The 16,736-nt window shown below is 55.3% G+C and carries 16 protein-coding genes; 3 read left to right on the top strand and 13 right to left on the bottom strand.

Going from position 1 to position 16,736, the window contains the following annotated elements:
* The first annotated feature begins 101 nt into the window (after positions 1-101).
* Positions 102-1,640, top strand: coding sequence for a site-specific integrase (locus tag METLW4_RS0100340; RefSeq protein WP_157234722.1), 1,539 nt, complete (start codon positions 102-104; stop codon positions 1,638-1,640).
* Positions 1,641-2,616: 976 nt separating this feature from the next.
* On the opposite strand, the gene METLW4_RS27485 is transcribed toward METLW4_RS0100340, so the two are convergent.
* The 8 genes from METLW4_RS27485 to METLW4_RS27470 form a co-directional block, all read right to left on the bottom strand.
* A complete protein-coding gene (locus METLW4_RS27485; RefSeq protein ID WP_157234720.1) occupies positions 2,617-2,766 on the bottom strand; it encodes a hypothetical protein in 150 nt (49 codons plus the stop codon).
* A gap of 249 nt (positions 2,767-3,015) precedes the next feature.
* Positions 3,016-6,219 (bottom strand): primase-helicase family protein, encoded by a 3,204-nt coding sequence (locus METLW4_RS0100330; RefSeq protein ID WP_026191129.1) that lies wholly within the window; start codon positions 6,217-6,219, stop codon positions 3,016-3,018.
* Between the two features lie 101 nt (positions 6,220-6,320).
* Positions 6,321-6,614, bottom strand: a complete 294-nt coding sequence (locus METLW4_RS0100325) for a hypothetical protein (protein ID WP_157234718.1) — start codon at positions 6,612-6,614, stop codon at positions 6,321-6,323.
* Between the two features lie 77 nt (positions 6,615-6,691).
* On the bottom strand, positions 6,692-7,021 hold the full coding sequence (locus METLW4_RS27480; RefSeq protein ID WP_018264204.1) for a hypothetical protein: 330 nt from the start codon (positions 7,019-7,021) through the stop codon (positions 6,692-6,694).
* Entirely contained in the window at positions 7,018-7,335 is a 318-nt protein-coding gene (locus METLW4_RS27475) for a hypothetical protein (protein ID WP_157234716.1), read from the bottom strand. Before METLW4_RS27475 ends, METLW4_RS27480 begins: the two co-directional genes overlap by 4 nt.
* A gap of 210 nt (positions 7,336-7,545) precedes the next feature.
* The gene (locus METLW4_RS0100320) at positions 7,546-7,731 is read right to left on the bottom strand and encodes a hypothetical protein (RefSeq protein WP_018264203.1); all 186 of its coding nucleotides are present in this window, start codon (positions 7,729-7,731) and stop codon (positions 7,546-7,548) included.
* Positions 7,728-8,246, bottom strand: a complete 519-nt coding sequence (locus METLW4_RS0100315) for a hypothetical protein (protein WP_018264202.1) — start codon at positions 8,244-8,246, stop codon at positions 7,728-7,730. Before METLW4_RS0100315 ends, METLW4_RS0100320 begins: the two co-directional genes overlap by 4 nt.
* 18 nt (positions 8,247-8,264) lie before the next feature.
* Complete coding sequence (locus METLW4_RS27470; protein ID WP_157234714.1) at positions 8,265-8,468, bottom strand: helix-turn-helix transcriptional regulator; 204 nt, start codon at positions 8,466-8,468, stop codon at positions 8,265-8,267.
* 304 nt (positions 8,469-8,772) lie between these two features.
* Between METLW4_RS27470 and METLW4_RS0100305 the strand changes: the two genes are divergently transcribed.
* Entirely contained in the window at positions 8,773-9,798 is a 1,026-nt protein-coding gene (locus tag METLW4_RS0100305; RefSeq protein WP_157234712.1) for a hypothetical protein, read from the top strand.
* 207 nt (positions 9,799-10,005) lie between these two features.
* Positions 10,006-10,839 carry a DUF7946 domain-containing protein gene (locus METLW4_RS27465; protein WP_157234710.1) on the top strand — a complete coding sequence of 278 codons (834 nt, stop codon included), beginning with the start codon at positions 10,006-10,008 and terminating at the stop codon, positions 10,837-10,839.
* A 3-nt stretch (positions 10,840-10,842) separates the two neighbouring features.
* Here the strand turns inward: METLW4_RS27465 and METLW4_RS27460 are convergent, their stop codons facing one another.
* The 5 genes from METLW4_RS27460 to METLW4_RS0100285 all read right to left on the bottom strand — a co-directional run bounded on the left by METLW4_RS27460 (position 10,843) and on the right by METLW4_RS0100285 (position 16,736).
* Positions 10,843-11,577: a hypothetical protein gene (locus METLW4_RS27460; protein ID WP_157234708.1), complete on the bottom strand. Its 735-nt coding sequence runs from the start codon at positions 11,575-11,577 to the stop codon at positions 10,843-10,845.
* Positions 11,578-11,699: 122 nt separating this feature from the next.
* The gene (locus METLW4_RS0100300) at positions 11,700-15,530 is read right to left on the bottom strand and encodes a tape measure protein (protein WP_083919163.1); all 3,831 of its coding nucleotides are present in this window, start codon (positions 15,528-15,530) and stop codon (positions 11,700-11,702) included.
* A 3-nt stretch (positions 15,531-15,533) separates the two neighbouring features.
* On the bottom strand, positions 15,534-16,052 hold the full coding sequence (locus METLW4_RS27455) for a hypothetical protein (RefSeq protein WP_157234706.1): 519 nt from the start codon (positions 16,050-16,052) through the stop codon (positions 15,534-15,536).
* 4 nt (positions 16,053-16,056) lie between these two features.
* A complete protein-coding gene (locus METLW4_RS0100290; RefSeq protein WP_018264197.1) occupies positions 16,057-16,431 on the bottom strand; it encodes a hypothetical protein in 375 nt (124 codons plus the stop codon).
* On the bottom strand, positions 16,428-16,736 hold the full coding sequence (locus tag METLW4_RS0100285) for a hypothetical protein (protein ID WP_018264196.1): 309 nt from the start codon (positions 16,734-16,736) through the stop codon (positions 16,428-16,430). The genes METLW4_RS0100290 and METLW4_RS0100285 overlap by 4 nt, the downstream gene beginning before the upstream one ends.

The raw sequence follows: 16,736 nt of genomic DNA, 5'->3' as shown, positions 1-16,736 counted from the left end.
CCAAGCAACAGATTCTTTTATAATTCAGCTAGTTGGATGGCTGGCGTTGGTGGATTTTTGGGGGTATTCGTTGGGGGTCTTGCTTTTAGGACCATTGGAAAATGACGAAGTATCACATCCCTTACGTCGAGCGAGTCGGGTCGGATGTCTATCACTATCGCCGCGATGTGCCGGAGGATGTGCAGGCGATCTTGAAGCGCAAACGATGGTCGAAATCTCTGAAGACCACGAACATGTGGGAGGCTGCGGAACCGGCTCGACGGCTGAAGGCGCAACATGATGCGCAGATAGAGGCGGCGCGGGGCGTGCTGAACCTGTCAGGGCCAGAGCGGGAGAGGATCGATAGCGCGGGCGGTGTGGATGGCTTCTTACGCTTCCTAGAGGATCGATCCCGAGAGGCCGATAAGCTCGCCAGCAGAGCGCAGGACGTGCGTGAGTGGGCGGCTGTTGATGGCCCTGCGGATGAAATTCCAGACTCAGACTGGGCGCGAACCGAGGTCGAAACGATGGAGGCCCGCGCCGAGTCGATCCGGCGGCACCTGTCCAGAGAGGCCCCGTTAGTCGAAAAAGTGAGTCGACTGAATCCGATCAAGGCCGGCTCGGCGCTCGCCGTCGCGATGGAGAATCTACCGCCTGTCGAAGAGACTGCGACCGTGTTGGCGATTGCCGAAAAGAAGGCCGCGCGACTCTTCAATAAGAGCCAATACATGGAACCGGCGAAGGTGTTTGTTGCGCTGCATGGCGATGTGGTGATGTCACAGATTACCGAGGCCATGGTGCGCAAGTTCCGCGACCACATGGCGGCGAACGTCAAGAATGAGCAGGGCGAAGGGAGGTGGGAAGCCTCCACAGCGAAGAAGCATTACGGCGCGTTCAAAACCATCTGCAAATTCGCCAAGAGCGAGGGTTACAGCCCGAGGAATCCTGCGATTGAGATTGAGTGGGTGGCGGAGAAGGTCAAGTTCAGAGTCGCCCGGAAAAAGAAGCGACTCACGTTCTCCATCGATCAGGTCAAATCGATCTTGGCGGAGTGCGACAAGCTGCCGTTGAACAATCACAAGAAGCTCGACCTCTACTGGTTCACGCGCTTGATGCTGTGGACGGGCGCTCGGCCTGAAGAGCTGGCCCAACTGGTGCCGGACAACATTGTCGAGATAGTGGGGATTCCATGCGTCCAGATTAACGACGCGCTCCCACACCAAAAGATCAAGACGGCGAACGCTGAGCGTGACGTGCCGATCCATCGGACTCTTATCGAGGATGGATTCCTTGATTTCGTGAAGGCCAGGAAGGCACAGAAGCTTCTGTTCTCGACGTTGAAGGCCGATAAGCGCGGGCGGTTCTATCCGAACATGCGAAAGCGGCTCTTGCACCTGCTCAGAGTCAAGGTAGGTCTGACGGACTCACGAATCGTTCCGTATAGCTGCCGTCATACGTTCATCGATTGCCTGCGCACTGTCAGGACGCCGGAGCCTGTCGAAGACAGAATCGTCGGTCACGCGACCAAGGGGCGTGGCGTTCATGATGGATACGGGACGGCGCAAACGGTCGTGATGAATGAATGGCTGCAACAGGTAGACCCGCTGAAGGAAGGCCGGCGCGTCAGAGAGTTCGACGATGATGGCGGCGACGAGGCGTGACCTTCAAGCGATGTTTAGGTTTAGATTCATGGCGCTGGATGCGCCCCCTCGCCTACCCAGGGGTAGGGACGGCTTTTGGGGCCCGTTAACCTTTCCGGGAGATTTTCTTGGGGGAATCGCGTCGCGTAGTCAGTAGCCCCTTGACTTTCTGAACTCGACCGTGACCACTTCGCCACGCTTCAGCTCTAGGTTCCATAATAAAGGTTATACGCGGAGCAATCATCAATGATATCAATAACTTAGCTAATTCTGGTCTCGACCAGTTCTAACCCATTGATTCCGTTCAGCGTCAGTTATTGAGCCTTTTCTGACGCCTCAACCGGCGTGGTCGGTGTGGCGGGCTAGACGGCGTGGAGCGGGCGACAGGTGGGAGCGGCGGTAAGTCCCCTCCCCTGCCCTACCGGGAGAGGCCGGCGAGCTGTGAAAAAGCGAGGGTCGATGCTAGATATAGTAGGTCGAGGCCAGAGATAGACTAGATATAGACTCTGGCGCTAACCCACCCCTCGTATGGACGCCACCAGTTGGGATATTACTACCCTTTCAGGTAGGTGTCGGGCCGATCGGCAGAATCGGCGGTCATCTTGTTATAGAAAGATTCAAAGTGACATTTTTCCATGATCTATTCGGAATCTGGGCTGGCGATGCCGACCGATTGACCGCCCGGATTTCATGCAGGGATTAGCGCAATGTGGGCATTCGCCACCCGACACCCGATCGTCTTCGCCGTGATTGTCGTTTCGCTCTTCGCGGTGATTGGCGGCGATCACTGAGGCGGGAGACTGGACCTCTGGACATGACGCCGAACCGATCAACGCTTGCCGACCTCTGGCGCGCAGCAGCGGCGGAGGCTGACCGACTAGCGACCGATCTGGAACCGACTGGCGACTTACCAGCGACCTGGACCCGCCCTCGCACGACCTGGACCCGCCCGGTGCGGCTGAAGAACTGGACGGGGACAGTCCCCTGTTCCCGACCTTCAAAACCTTTCGCCGGACCTTTCCTGACCTTTTTTCAAAGGTCCCCTCTCATAACTGCTTGATTCCAAGTTCATTTTACCACCTTTGCCACCTTTGCCACCTTTTTTTAAATCTAAGAGGTCTTTTGAAGTAATGATCATGGTGATCACTGAAAACGGTGCCGCCTCCCACGCCCAGGAAGAATGTCGAAATGCTTCCATCCCTCTAAGAACTGCCGATTCAAGGTCCAAAGGTGGCAAAGGTGGCAAACACCCTTATGGTTCAACTAGTTATGTAGGGGGATCTTTATTTGAAGGTGTTTGAAGGTCTGGAAAGGCCCACGGCAAGGTGTGTGGAGGACACAAAGGTCACGCCCAGAGCAGTATTTCCACCCTGGGCGCATGATCACCCGTTTACCGTCAGACGGTGAGTGCTCGGTCCTCGGCCGGATCATCATCCTCAAAGACCATGACGAGCGTCGCTTCGATCTCCATCTCACGACCGGCGTCGTAGAACTTGCGAGCAGGGTCGTCGTCCGGCAGTGCGTCCATTACAGGATCAGGGAGGCTATCCACGATAGCCCAATCTCCGTCCCAACGCTGCGGCGGAGCGCTTACGCTCGGCTGCATCCATCCCTTGCCGATGAGCCACTCCTCCAGTTCGGCCTTCGACGGGAACTGAAACTGACTGCCGACCCGCTTCACGCCTGAAAGCTTCTTCAAGAATGTGCCGCAGGCCGTGTCTGATCCGCGTTGACCTCGATAGCCGCGGACCTTTGACGCGTAGCTCGCAAAGACCTGTGTGGCATCGACGAACACCGACTCCTTTGCCCAGTCGCCGGTCATCGTGGCTGGCGCATATTGGCTGTCATAAAAAGCCCCAGCCTCGACGCACCCCACGAACCATTCTTCGCTTGGATTGAGATTCGCAGCGACCTGCTGACGAAACAGCGCCGTCTTGGGAGGTCGCCGAAGGTCCACGCGAGTGTGATCATACTGGAGCAGGAAGTCGAACATCCCGGCCGCAGCGCCTGCATCGATCTCTGCATAGAGCGCGTCGAAGTAAGCCTTGTGTTCGGGAGAATCCAACACACCCGGTTCGATCATAATCAAACACATGAAGCGTCGCGACTCGCTAGTAGCCGGGATGGCATAATCCTCATTGGTCAAGAAGGTGAGACGCGCATAGTTCGGATAATCGGTTTCGATGTCGAAGCCCTTACCCTCCAGATTCATGCGCGGGTTTGTGATCATATCCTTGAGGACAGACGCGGCTTCATGATCCTTCGACCATGTGGCTTCCTCGGCAAAGATATGGAGCTTATTCGCAAGGTGCTTATTAAACTTTCCTGTGAGCTGTTCGCGTTGTGCGATGCTGGAGAAGTGCGTTCCGAGGATCGTGCGGAGCACGCCGCCCATGGTGCTCTTGCCCATGCCTTCATTGGCCTTGATCAGAAGTGAAGTTCCCATCAGCTTCGTCGGCTCCTGGAGTGACTGTGCGAGCCAGGACAAATACCAAATCGCGTGAGCAGGATTACCGCCGCAGATATAAAGCAGGACGTGACGCTTCATAAGGTCCCAACGTGCCTTGAGATTCGGATCGATGTCGAATCCCTTCCAGAAATTATACTCATTGGTCGCCTTGCCGGTTGGATCAAACGTCGCCGAGAGATAACGGCGAGCCCTATGATGTCGAATCCACTTATCGAACAAAGGCTGTTCGTTTCCATCACTGTCGATATAGGAATAATGGGCGAGCAATGTGCGCGCACTGCTCGGGTCCATCAAGTTCGGCTTGATCTGCTTACCGCTTTCCTGCGGCTGCTCAATGACGATGCGCGTCTTGCCAGGAAGTGCGACAATTGCAGCGAACTGGTTGAGCGCTGCGACTCCTTCCTCCTCCGACCCGAACAGCATCTGCGCTCCGCCATCAGACGGACGGGCGGATTCCTTGGCCTTCTTAGCCTTCGCCTTCTTCGTCGCAGTGGCAACCAAGTCCTTGGCGAAAGCAGCGGATACCAGCCGCAGAGTCTTCAAATTTTCGAGGAACATGGTGATGTCGCAGCGCGCCGCATCGGCGTTGACGAGGATTGCGATCTGTTCCTCGACTGCCTTCTGAACAGCGCGAAGGTCCTTACGGTCAACCTCCTTGACCGCCTCGACAGCTTCATCGAGCAGCTTCGCAACGTCGAAGAATTCCTTTTCCACTTCGGCGAGGCTCATGCGGAAATCAGGATTGCTCAGATCGTCGCGAGTGAACCAACCCTGGTTCACCGCCTCGGCGACGAACTCAAGACGGTCGCGGTCCTTACACGAATTGTGTGAGCAGGAGAACACGAAGGTGTTGATGCCGATCTCAGGTGACGGTGACTGCACGAAGCAGCCCTGGTCCTCGATGTCGCCGGCTGTCGAGTGATAGTGATCGAACGGACATTCGACCGTGACCTTCGATGTGTTCTGGTCCGTGCGAACCTTATCTGGCGCAGCGGTTCGAAACATCGTGGCGATATCGAAGTCGGCAGCGACCTCACGAGCCCAGCGCTTCAGCGAGAAGTTCCCGTCGACAACGAGTGCGTTGTCTCCCTTGGCTGCGAGGTCCGCAGCAGCGCGCGACCACACATCGTTGGATACCGGAGTCTGGTCTCGACCTCTTACCTTCCCTTCCTGGATCGCCTGGAAATCAAGCGCATCACCGCCAGTGACCCAGATACCGAACGGACGACCTTTATCGTGCCGAGGAAGATAGAACAGGCGAGACGGATCGAGACATGCCTCGTCGATCGGCAGCTCCAGCGATTTCGCTAGACCGATGATCTTCGCCTTCCAGAGCTTGATCGCATCAAGCTGCGACATCATCTGCTTGGCGATGACGAACGGCTCGTTGAGCGGGAACACAACGCGGAACTTTGGCATCGGGTCATGGCTCAGCCACCAGCCCTTGCCTTCAGCAGTCTGGGCGACATCACCGACTTCCACGGTGTCCGCGATCCACTGCTCCCAATGGCGCTCTTCCACCAGGAACTGACGCACCAGCTCGACCGTCATCTCCTGATCCAGGCGATGCTTATTGCAGAACTGGTTGAAGGAGCTTTCCAGCAGGAAGGTGTCGCCCTTCATGTGGCTGTGGGTCGTGTAGATGATGGCAGACAAGCCCAGGCGGGTCAGTTTCTCGACCACGCTCTGCGGAAAAATGCCGGAATCAATGTCGAGCCCCATGACATAGAGCGCATCGATCGCTGGCACGCGACGTTCGTTGCCGATCGCCGTGCCTTGAATGAACGCAGCGCCGTCCTTTGGGCCAACGCGGTGATGCGAGAGTCCAACAATTAAATCATAATAATCTTTGAGCGCTTGGTTGGCTGGCCAACGCTTGTCCTGGCGATTTTTACCACAGCCGAGACGCAGCGAAATGCTCGCGACGTGCTCAGAAATAGGACCGAGAATCTGCGCATCGTTCAATGTGTATGGATACTCAGGTAGCGCATCCGTGTTCCCGTCATCGGTTGATGCCTCGGCCTTCGACTCCTCGGTCGAAACATCCGGGGCGATCACCATTTCAGGATCACGATTCCCCATATTTTCATTGGTCGAAAGCACATTTTCATTGAACTCGGACGCAGACATAAGTTATACTACTTTCGTTGTCGCGCATCACTTTCGCGCGGTGGTTGAGAATCAAACTTCCAAGTCGCGAGGAGCTGACTCCCCTCGCGGCTTTTTTATTTTCAAACGGTCGTCATTACCGCCGACTCGATCTCCTTCAGCGCCTCGACCGTCGCGCCGCCGGTCTCTCGGATGGCGTCGCCGATCAGCTTTCCCACGATCAGCAGCGCGCTCGCCTGAACGATCGCCGGATAGGCTGCATTGGTCGGGCTGGCGTTGCGTCCGAGAAATTCCGGGACGATAATCTCGACGACGGGCTTTAGCTTCTGTGTCACAAATTCCGCGAGCGCTGCGGCCTCGGCCTTCTTGATGGCTTCGGCAACCTGTGACTCATTCGCGTCCTTCAATTGCGCCACGACGGCGCTTATCAAATCACTCGACACTGTTTTACTCCTACTCAGTTTTCAATATGCGCGCCGATGAAGCGCGTGTGTCATTCGTTGGCTATGCGCTCCTCCCCGCGCTGGAGTCGACGCTCCAGATTTTTCAGCCATTCTTGATTTTCTGGATCATCATCACCAGCAGCCAAGCGATATTTGGGATAATGGGTGTGAAACATTTCATCGTGATTGAGGCACCATATTGCGTTAAATGTAATGCCTGCTTTGTGTCTAAAACAGACCCACGCCGATGCGTAGCTGTCGATGTCTGGGATGCCGATTGCTCTCGTCTTGGGGATGATCTCGACTTGATGGTTCCCCGACGCGTCGACCAACTGCATTATTGTCGGAAACAGATTTCGGAATGTTTCAATGTTCGTCATCGCGTGGTTCCCTTCTTCACGCGAGTTATCCACACACGACCATCGGCCTCGCCATCCTGCTTGATGACGCTGAAGACAGCACCAGCTCGAACGTGCAGCTCTTCACCGTGTCGACCGGCTGCAACCGGGTAGTCATCTGTGGTGGCAGACTGACCATCGACGTTGATGTGAATCCCGACGTTCGACCACACGCGCACAGACCATGCTTGCGCGGGGTTTTGCACGTTCGGATCATTGTCGATGTTGAGAGTGAAAAAAGATGGCGTGTCGCTAACGGCGCGGGCCGCCGATTCAAATAAGACGTATCCACTCATGTTACGCGATGTCTCCAATCATTTTCGTAAGGCGCTCCTCATGTGATTGCGCTTCGCCTGGATCACCAAAACGAGGGCCGGCACTAGCGCGCGAACGGCGCGCCGGCTGTTGTCGATTGGTGCCAGGATCAGCAGGGCGGCGCTTACCGCCGCCCCACGTTCCGAGCATTCCAAATTCAGAATTGAGCTTCGGGCGAATGAGGGAGTCGCTCACTTGCGTCGTCTCCCTTGTGCTGCTTCGGCGCTCGGAGACCCGTCCGCGAGAAAGGCGCGCACTCGCTCGGCCTTCTGCTCATCATTCAGCGCGCGCCAGCGTTCGGGACTCAATCCACTGTGGTGGATCAAATCGATTTCAACGATCGACTCGGCCTGCTGGACTTGATTGATGTCAGTCATCGCGCGCCCTCCGCCTCACGAAGGTGTTTCACTTCATTCTCGATTTCGAGTTTGCGGGTGGGGTCGAGCTTCGCGAACTGTTCCGCCGTAAGACCCGTGCGTGAGGTGATCTCGCCGATCGTCACGGGACGTGCCGGGCCACGCTGCCAGCTCGGCACCACGCGACAGCCGCCCTCAACCTCGCCCAGCACTTCGAGTCGGCGCTGCGGGTCCTTGATGGCTGCGATATCCGAGTCAGTGATGCCGATCGAATGGCGCTTGTCTGCTGCTGCTGGCGTCTTCGCGTTGGGCGCGCCAATCGCTTCGGCCTTCTGCTCCAGCGCGTAGCGCAGCGAGTCCTTCAACGGCGTGCCAGTGACGGAACGCAAGACGCCAAATTCATCGATGAATGAATCTACCGCCCAATACTCGGCGAGGCGTTCACGTTCGGCCTGTGGCACGTTCGCGAAAGCCGGATACTCACTTACAAGCTCGCGCCCAATAATATGCGCGCGGTTACGCTTATCTTCTGACATACATTACCTTTCTGTCGTTTACGCCGCGCTGGCGCGGGCTTTTTGAATCAAGAGTTCAGCTTCGGCCTCGTCGTAGTAGACGCGCCGACCGATTTTGATTGGCGTTAGAAAGCCGCCTTCCTTCACGCGGCGGCGGAACGTAGGCAACGACATGCGGAACTTCACAGCTCCTTCCACGTCGGTCATCAATCGACTGCTCTGTGTTTCCTGTTTGCTGTTCAACGCAATCTCCATTCTCAGAGGACCACCTGATATTCACATGAAACGCAAATTACGTCAAACAAAACGTCACAACGGCTCAAAATCCGACACTATATTTGTCAGCATATTGAGTCATAACGCACTTTTGAGAATTTCTGACACCGACGGACACGGACATTTTCTGACACGCGTTCTATTTTGTTCTTTCTCATATAATTGTTGCATTGGATGTTAGGAATCATAACCTATTTTTGGACTTGTGTAGCTATCAAAAGTATGGTGTCGTATGGCCGTGTCTTCGTAACGCATATCGATAGGAGTAAAAATGCACGCGGAACTCACCACCCCAGTGATTGAACCGCCGCTCGGGGAATTCGAGCACATTGAACAACGCCTCGCCGATCTGGCCCCGACACTCGCCGGACTCTCAAATCTCTCTGGCGCTCGCCTCACGCCCGACAATTTCGCCGAGGTGTTCGCCCTCAACCATGAAGCGCTCGACGCCTTGCGCGTGAAGCTCTGGAAGGCCGAAGATGCCGCTCGCGGCGCGCAGGCCGAAAAGCGCACAGTCCTGGAAGTCGTCGCCCATTATCCGCTGAAGATCGTTCGCGAAGACAAGCGCAAGCGCCACCCCTATGAACTCACGCAACGCACGATCCTGGAGTCCTTCCTCGACGACGGCGCGGAGTGGTGGAATCTCATCGAAGGATATTGGCGCGGGAGCAATCGCGAACACGATTTCTATGTGCGCCACACGTGGCTCGAATGCGGAACCGTCGTCTATGACGCGGTTGAAAACCTCTACATCGATCGTGAGGTTTACCGCGCGCGCTTCGGAGCGTTCGGCGTGAAGGAATTCGAGTCGGTCATCGCCGCCGTTGACTTATGGGATACGGATTGCTGGGGTCCACTCGCCGAGTTCGGCCCGACTATCCTTCCCTTCGAAGATGGCACGTCACCGACGCCGATGTTCCCGCCAAAGCGCATCATCTTCGATTGCATCGATCTGTCTGCCCATGACTGGTGGCTAGGCCCCGACAATGACCCCGAGGACGAAGAGCCGACCTATGAGAATTCCAAAGCAGCAGCCGATGCGCTGAACGAAGCTTTCAATGGAGCGCTCGCCCGTGGCCTCGACGAACGCGCGACCCGTCACACCATGCTCGACGCGATCGAAGAGCACACCGGCGGATGCGACACCGAAACCCGCTACGTCCTCGGCATGTTGCTTATCGAGCGTTTCGGCGTGGAAGTGTGCGAGGACAGCGGATGGAACGCCTGGAATAATTTTGCCGGACCTGCGCACACCGCCGACCGCGCGCGCTGGCACCAGGAAAAACAACTGAATTAACGCGTCTTCAGTGCCATTGAAGTGCGTCACTCATAAAGCTCGACCATCTTGGCTACTTGGCTGAGATGGTCGGGGCGTCGTGGCCTTTTGTCCACCACGCCACTGCCCCAGAGCGTCGTCAATTTCGATTCATCATGCTAGATGTCGTTCATACGATTCGCGGGCAGCTACAGTGTTGCGCCGCAACAAGATCGTCGGAGGCGCATCTTGCCTGAACTGATTGTTGCGAAATTTACCGGCGACATCGCCAATAAGCATAAGCTTCCGGCCTATGAAGCTGCTAAAAGCCTTTATGGCATTTCCCGAACTATGCTTATAGTTACAAATTATTTAGCCGAAGGCAGGGTGAGGCGCAGAGACTTCAACCCAGTCGGCTTCGAATTGAACATTATTGCGCAAAGACCTGGGAGTTTTGAGACCGTCTTTGAGATCGCTTCAAGACCAGAAGCGATGGTGTATGGGGGGCTTATTGTTGCAATGGCAACCTTGATACCGGATTTGATTGCGAGTGTCAGTCGGCGAGCGGTTGGACAAGGTGCATTAGGGTCGATCAAAAAGCTAGAGAACTCCGAGCAGTTGCCTTTTGGTGATGTAGAAGCACTTGTCGATGCTGTTGAGCCTGCGTTGCGCGACGCCCACCGTTCAGTGGGCTATGGAGCAAGACGAATTTCCCTCCAAAGAAATGGAAATAACATTGTTGAGTTCGACAGCGCAACAAAGGACTACATAAACTATTCGGAAGTTGACACAGAAATACACGCAAAACTATTTAGCGTCGGCGGCTTCGACGCCAATTCTGGGTATGGACGCGTCTTTGATTTTGACGAGGGGAGAACAATACCTTTCCAATTGATGAAAGACGCCGATCGAATTACAATTGACTGCATTTTGAATAGTATGAGCTCTTATACTAGAAAGCGCAGACTCGGGGATGAGCTGGTTTCAGCTGTTGCATTCCAGTATCGAACTGTAGTTGCGCAAGATGGTAGAGTTAAGAAACTGTTGCCGATCAAAGTTCGACAAAACCTAGTATCACTATAAAAATTACCGGACTCGCCGCGACGTAAACTGTATAATATCACCAGATTGCACTGTAATTATATCATCGTCAACTTTAAAAATAGAGTGATGAGATGTAACAAGAATCAGGGTCGCATGATCATATACGATACGATCATCGCCTTGCTTTATTAGCAATTTGTGGCCACTCGTCTGCTCGCCACGAATTTTAAGTCCGTATGTCCAGCCAAATGTTCCAGCTACCATTATAAGAATCACGAACTCAGACAATACTCTCTTGATGTTTAGTGAATTTTTCTTAATTAATTCGCTTATGTCAGTAATTCTGTAGCAGATTATTATTATGAATACCGCACTAACTAGCCCAAAAATGTGATATTCCGTTTCTGCAACATTCGGTCCATAAAAATCATTCCACATATCAATAAGAAACTTAATAAAGAAAATTCCGCCATAAATCGCAAGAGGAAGCCATCTTTTTTGACTAAACTTTTCTTCAGTATAATTATAAATATGATTTAATATTTGAAAGAATGTATATATTGATCCAGACATCAACGCGAACGCTATCAAGCTAAATTTAACAATATCCTGGTATTCAACGAACCAAATTAAGTTCCAGTCAAATATGGATAGAAATGAAAATAGAAACGACATAGCTAATATCGCAGACATTACGGTGACTGCGGCGGTAATTAGTCCACCATTTTTAGAAATAAACTCGATAACGCTGGATTCGGTCGTTGTAATTTCGTTCACCGTCAAACTCCCTCAGTGACCATTTCCACGACAAGCGACCGGCGCTGCATCGAATCGAGTCAATCGCTATTATACGCAAATGAACGCATTAGTTTAGGATCAACGACGGAGGCTGCATCCCGTTAGTTGTTGCGAGCATGCAGGCGCGCGGCCTCCTTGTGCCAAGCCGATGCAATCTGGCCATGCGAACGGCGGAAGCTGTCCGCGTCCTTCGGCGTGATGTTCATTTTCACTGTGTTGTGAATGTGAGTGTCACCGCCATCACCGCCGCCACGGATATCGACAGGAATCTCTCGGCCACGGGACAATGGCACGACAGCTTCATTCTGGTGAAGAACCGCAGGCATTCCGCCGCCCGGTAGGGTCGTGCCACCTTCGGCGAATCTCGGCGCGCCAGCCCAGAAGCTCGCCGGGAGTGAGGTCGTCGAGACCGGGCTACCAGAGTAGCCGCCTTCTGAGAACAGGCCGCCAATAAGGCCAGCAGCACCAGAGAGCAGCCCGCCCGATCCTCCGCCACTCCCGCCGCTCGACGCAAGGTTAGAGAGGAGCTTCAGGACTGACTCGGCGACATTGACGATAGCCGGAGCCGTCGCCTTGCCCGAAGCGCCGAGCTTGGCAATCGAAGTGCCGAGGCCGGCGAGGTCGTTTGCCGTGCTGTTGCTCTGGCGGCCGATGTCCGCTGAAGACGAATCTGGACCCGACCGATTCGCCTTCTCACGTTCGCGCTGTTCGCGCATCTGACGCTCTAGCGCGCTCTCTTCATCGAACGCTGAACGACCTTCCGTCAGTTTGCGCATTCCGACCGATGGCTTATCCGTCGTGTCATAGAGACCACGCCCCGCCGTCAATCCATCATCCCAATTACCCATTCGACCACGCTTGCCGCCTAGATCGAAGTGCATCAAGTCCGCGCCGCCGTAACCGAGCGCGCGACCACCACGCCCGCCGTAATAGCCACCCCACGCGAACTTGTCGTTCAGTTCGGGATAACGATCTGTCTGGTAGCGCTTCGCCGCCTGAGCGAATTTTTCATAGTCGCGGAAGGTGCCAGCGTTCTGGTAGTTCGGGAGCGCCTTTCCCTTGTCGTCAAAGAGCTGAACGTCAGTCGCGAGTCCGCGATCATGCAGGCTGTTCGGATTGATCGCACCCGTATGGCGGAAGCCGGAGACGAATTGCGCGCGCCAGCCTTCAGGAAGTGACTTCGATGCGTTGTCAATGATGTCCTTCAACTGGGCATTGACGTGGATCATGTCGGTTCCGGGACGTGTCGACATTTTAGACACACCGTCCAGCATGCGGAGTGCGCCAGAGTCGGCAAGAGGCTTCACGCCGATTTGTTCGGCGACGTTAGAGGACTTCTTTGGCTCGACGCCTCCCGCTGCCAGAGGGTTTGTGCCGTTAGGACGGAAGGTGTCGGGGCCAGACGTGCCGCCGATTCCATTGATCCCGGAAGCCGTCAGATTGACGACGCCCGCGCTGATATTCGCCTCGGCAACATTCTTCAGGGCGTCGTCGAGCTTCCCATTGGCGCGGTCGACAATCGACTGTCCGCCGTTGATGGCTTTGGTAAGTGAGGTGGAGAGGGACGAGTCGAGGTTCAGGCCCTTGATACCCTGCGCCATGAGGTCTCGAATTCCGGCCTTCAGAAAGTTCGATGCGATGCTCTTGGTAATGTCGCGGAATTCGGAGCGGATGGCCTCGCCGAGGTTCTTGAACTTCCCCTTGCCTTCGGTCGCCACCTTGGCGATTCCATCTGCCAGTGAATCGAGGCCGCTCTTGATGTTGTCATTCATCGCATCGATGGCGGACTTCTGGGAATTTGCCCATTGCGTGAGGCCGTTTGATCCTCCCTTGGCAAGCTCCTTCTCAATCGACAGGATGGCGCGCAGAGCGTCGACTTCATCATCACGAATCTCGACGCCCTTTCGCTTCAGTGCGTTCACTTCGCGAAGGACTTCCTTCTCAACCTGAAGGTCGGACTTGCTGCTCTTGTTTCCGAGCAAGTCGGCAGTGGCCTTCAATTCGTCGAGGTGATCCTGAATCTTTGACGCCATCGGAAACGCGCTCTCGAACGCATCGGAGCGAGCTGCTTCCTTCAGTCGCTTTACAGCAGCATCATCGATGATGTGGCCCAGCGGATCGAGCTTGCCCTTCATCTGCGCAATGGAGTCGAGCTGAGTCTTATATTCCTTCAGTGCGGCGATGGTCGGCTGAAGTTTTTCGAACGTCTTCGTCAGTGCCTCACTGAGCGAGAGGTCCGGCTTCGCATAGCGAGCTGCATTGCTTGCGTAGTCGCCGCCGCCATGAAAATCGCTCGGCGCTGAATCCTTATAAAGCTGCGTCCATTCTTCACGCAGCGACTTTGCCAAGTCGCGTCCTGGTAGGTGCTTGCCGGCGAGGTCGTCGAGCTTACTGAAAAGAGTCGATGCGCCCTCGACGAAGGAGTCGGCAAACGAGGTGCCGGACTTCTTGCCGTATTGTCCAGCATCGAAAGCGTTGCCGGCCTGCGTAGCAAGGACGCGTGAAGCGTCAATGCCCTTCCCCGCGAGCAAGTCCTTGGCGAATTCCCATGCGACGATTGCGCCCTTGATTGCGCCGTGAAGGTCGATCCATCCGCCAGTAAGGCGCTTGATCGCTTCAGCTCCGGCGTTGAAGTCGGTATCGGAACCAGAGAACACGCTCTTCAGAGAATCCCAACTCGACGCGAGTGTGATTGCTCCCGCAGCAGCGAGGCCGAGCGGGGTGAAGAGCAATGCGACGGCACCAGCAGCGAGGCGAATTGTTGCGACCGCGACATTCCATCCGAGGATTGCGCCACCGATCGCGACGATTGGTTCCTTTAGCTGGACGATCTTGTCGAGCAGCATCGATGCTGACACGAAGGCGATACGGAAGCCTTCGCCGATTGCCTTACCGATGGAGTCGGCTCCGTCGATAGAGCCGAAGGCCGAACGTAGACTCTTCAAGAGAGTCGTGAGGCCGGAATCGAATCCGCTATCGAATGAGATTTGACGTAGCTTTTCCATTTCATTGGACAGCGCGACAAGTTGCTGCTGCGAATGTCGGAACGCTTCAGGTAGCTGTGCGCCGTAACGCTGTGACAGGATGTCGGCGGCCTTCGTCCATGTCTCCAAGGGCAGGCCGCCATTCTTGAACATTTCATGCAGCTTGCCGCCGTTGACGCCGAGGGACTCTTGAAGCAAGGCGGCCATACCAGGGACATGAGAGCCAAGCGAAAGGATGGCCTGTCTCGTATGTATTACCCCTTGGGAGTAGGTTTCGGCGATCTCGCGCCATGACAACGCTTGATCGCGCGCCGAGACGTGCAACGCAGTCATGGCAGTCTGAAAGCCCGAGAAAACTTTCATGATCTCTTCTGCCGGGCGCCCGAGTGAGCGCATGTTCACATAGAGAGTCTTGAACGCATCGGTAGCTGTGTCCAATGGAGCGCCGATGCGAGTAGCAGCATCACGAATGAACGCGAGCGCGTCGCTGGACTCCTTTGAAGAGGTCGCGACAGCATCGATTCCAATCTTGAAGCTGAGCAGTGAATTGCCGGTCGTCGAAACGCTCTTTGCGAAATCAGCAAGCGCAACAGAGCCGAGCGCGCCGCCGAACAATGCGACGGCGTTTCGACTTACCATAAGTGTGGAGGCCAGCGCGACAATCTCACGCGCGGCGACAGGCATTCCGCGAGATAGCATCGAAATTTCGCGGGAGAGATTTGATAGGCCACTGCCGCCGGATGTCTGGCGCTTCAGTTCGGAGAAGGCCCGCGACGTGTCGGAGAGGTTGCGCGCCATCTGTGAAAATGCGCTGCCTCCGGTCGTTGAGCCGTTTAGTAGCTTCAACGATTCAGTTGCTGAGCGAATCGACTGCGTGAGAGACTGAAGCTCGCGGCGGCCTTGTGATGCGTCAACGGCGAGTGTGATTGTGTGGGATTCAGCGGCCATATACTAACTCAGGATGATCGGTGTTTGTGGCAGAATCAAAAGAGAAGTCGGGCTTTGCGCTACTGCAATAATCTGACTGATTCCGTTGGTGGGCGGTGTTTGCGTCAAGAGTCCATCGGTTGAAATGAACACAGGCGACAATGGTTCGAATGACCATGTTGCCTCTTCGATGAGCCCGCTTTGTGCGACGTTCACTTGACCGCCCGCGTTTGCGCCAGTCGTCGAGATACCAGCGAAGACAAACGTAGGTGATGACGTATCGGCGAGCGCGGCGTGTCCATTCGCGTCAAGCATGATTGCCCGATGGCCTGGAATCATCGCCGCCGCAGTCAATACGATCGCGCTTCCGGTTCCTGGTTCGCCTTGTGGGCCAGCCGGGCCACGAAAGAATTCCGCGATTGACAGGTCTTCCGGCGGCCTATTGGCGCGCACGTTGAAGGGGCGCTTGCCATCGGGAGACGAAAGAACGATTGCCGGGAGTGCGAGCGTATCCTCGAAGTGAATGGTGATCTTATCAGCCATGGGATTACACTCGACGCGGCTGAACGAGAATCGAAAAATCATCCGTCGTGCGAACTACGGGAGGATTCGAATCGTCAGAGAAGGTCACTGCGCAAACGAAATAGTCATACATGCTCGACGCGACTGGCCAGAGCGCCGTATTCGCAGAGGTCTCGTTTAGCGATAGAATCCAATCATTCTTGGACGGATTCGATGCGTTCGCGCCACTAAGCACCAGCGTTGACGGAATCACATAGCGCGCATTGGCGGCGCGAAATGCGACGACGGCGGACCAGTTGCCGGCCGGGAGCGCGACGACGCCAGCGAGCGACAGCGTATCGCCACTACGCACGGTGAAAGCCGGATTTCCGGGCGTGCCGAATCCTTGTGCTGGAGTCACTTCTTAAGCCTCACGCGCGGGGGAGCTGGGCGAGTGAGAATCTGAGCGACTCTCAAATCGAAAAATTTGATGTCGAAGCCGCGTGAAACGAGCCAATCGCGCGTTTTCCGAACGTCATAAAACATCGTCCCATCATGGTAGAGGGCGCGACGCGGAAAGTCGGGATGAAACTTGCGAAACGCTCTGAATGAATTGACGTTGCGGCAAAGCGCAAAAGCCATCTCCCCCGAAGTGAAAAGTCGGATGGTGGCGTTGTCGTCAGAGCCGGCGTCGGTGACGCATAGCGATGTCTGAAGGTCGGTCAT

It is taken from the genome of Methylosinus sp. LW4, assembly GCF_000379125.1.
In the GTDB taxonomy this organism is placed as follows: domain Bacteria; phylum Pseudomonadota; class Alphaproteobacteria; order Rhizobiales; family Beijerinckiaceae; genus Methylosinus.
This window is presented reverse-complemented; position numbering and strand designations above follow the sequence as displayed.

Excerpts from the sequence above, each read along its gene's own strand:
- METLW4_RS0100340 (WP_157234722.1), top strand. The coding sequence starts at position 102 with ATGACGAAGTATCACATCCCTTACGTCGAGCGAGTCGGGTCGGATGTC.
- METLW4_RS0100330 (WP_026191129.1), bottom strand. The coding sequence starts at position 6,219 with ATGTCTGCGTCCGAGTTCAATGAAAATGTGCTTTCGACCAATGAAAAT.
- METLW4_RS27480 (WP_018264204.1), bottom strand. The coding sequence starts at position 7,021 with ATGACGAACATTGAAACATTCCGAAATCTGTTTCCGACAATAATGCAG.
- METLW4_RS27475 (WP_157234716.1), bottom strand. The coding sequence starts at position 7,335 with ATGAGTGGATACGTCTTATTTGAATCGGCGGCCCGCGCCGTTAGCGAC.
- METLW4_RS0100320 (WP_018264203.1), bottom strand. The coding sequence starts at position 7,731 with ATGACTGACATCAATCAAGTCCAGCAGGCCGAGTCGATCGTTGAAATC.
- METLW4_RS0100315 (WP_018264202.1), bottom strand. The coding sequence starts at position 8,246 with ATGTCAGAAGATAAGCGTAACCGCGCGCATATTATTGGGCGCGAGCTT.
- METLW4_RS0100305 (WP_157234712.1), top strand. The coding sequence starts at position 8,773 with ATGCACGCGGAACTCACCACCCCAGTGATTGAACCGCCGCTCGGGGAA.
- METLW4_RS0100300 (WP_083919163.1), bottom strand. The coding sequence starts at position 15,530 with ATGGCCGCTGAATCCCACACAATCACACTCGCCGTTGACGCATCACAA.
- METLW4_RS27455 (WP_157234706.1), bottom strand. The coding sequence starts at position 16,052 with ATGGCTGATAAGATCACCATTCACTTCGAGGATACGCTCGCACTCCCG.
- METLW4_RS0100285 (WP_018264196.1), bottom strand. The coding sequence starts at position 16,736 with ATGACCGACCTTCAGACATCGCTATGCGTCACCGACGCCGGCTCTGAC.